The sequence below is a fragment of the Rhodococcus sp. NPDC056506 genome, from assembly GCF_042794945.1.
Classification (GTDB): domain Bacteria; phylum Actinomycetota; class Actinomycetes; order Mycobacteriales; family Mycobacteriaceae; genus Rhodococcus_F.
Genome location: NZ_JBHTSW010000097.1, coordinates 1 through 1,216, shown reverse-complemented (window position 1 = coordinate 1,216; position 1,216 = coordinate 1). Strand labels below are relative to the sequence as shown.

Here is a 1,216-nt window from a genome sequence, read left to right as displayed (position 1 = left end):
GATTCCTCGACTGCCTCGTCGAGCTGGGTGTGCTCGGTCGGGTAGTTCTCTTCCACGTAGTTGTGGATGTCCTTGCGGAACGCAGTCTTCGACTCCGACAACAGGATTCGGTCCTGCGGGCGCTTCGGGCCGGCGATCGAGGGAACAACGGTTCCCAGATCCAGCTCGATGTACTCCGAGAAGACGGGTTCCTTGTCGGGGTTGTGCCACAGGCCCTGTTCCTTGGCGTACGCCTCGACGAGAGCGAGCTGCTCGTCGCTGCGGCCGGTGAGGCGCAGGTATTCGATGGTCTCGGCGTCGATCGGGAAGATCGCTGCGGTGGAACCGAATTCGGGGCTCATGTTGCCCAGCGTTGCGCGGTTCGCGAGCGGAACCTCGGCAACACCGTTGCCGTAGAACTCGACGAACTTGCCGACGACGCCGTGCTTGCGGAGCATCTCGGTGGCGGTGAGCACGACGTCGGTTGCGGTGACGCCGGGCTTGATCTCACCGGAGAGCTTGAAGCCGACAACGCGGGGGATCAGCATGGAGACGGGCTGGCCGAGCATTGCTGCCTCGGCCTCGATGCCGCCGACGCCCCAGCCGAGCACGCCGAGGCCGTTGACCATCGTGGTGTGCGAGTCGGTGCCGACGCAGGTGTCGGGGTAGGCCTGTCCGTTACGGGACATCACGGTGGGAGCCAGGTATTCGATGTTGACCTGGTGAACGATTCCCATTCCCGGGGGGACGACCTTGAAGTCGTCGAATGCGCCCTGGCCCCAACGAAGGAACTGGTAACGCTCGCCGTTGCGCTCGTATTCGAGGTCGACGTTGCGCTCGAGTGCGTCGGCCTGGCCGAAGACGTCGAGGATGACCGAGTGGTCGATGACCATGTCGGCGGGGGAGAGCGGGTTGACCTTGTTCGGGTCGCCGCCGAGGGTGGTGACGGCCTCACGCATGGTGGCGAGGTCGACGATGCAAGGAACGCCGGTGAAGTCCTGCATGATCACGCGGGCAGGCGTGAACTGGATCTCCTGCGACGGCTGGGCCTGTGAGTCCCAGCCCCCGAGGGCGCGGATGTGGTCGGCGGTGATGTTCGCGCCGTCCTCGGTGCGGAGCAGGTTCTCCAGCAGCACCTTCAGGCTGTAGGGAAGGCGCGCGGAGCCCTCGACCTTGTCCAGCCGGAAGATCTCGTACGACACGTCGCCCACCTGCAGTGTGCTGCGGGCGTCGAAGC

Annotated in this window: 1 protein-coding gene; it reads right to left on the bottom strand. The window is 65.0% G+C overall.

Annotated features, from left to right (window positions below):
• Positions 1-1,216 (bottom strand): aconitase family protein (locus ACFQ6H_RS29785; RefSeq protein ID WP_378650439.1); only part of this gene is annotated, 1,216 nt, incomplete at both ends.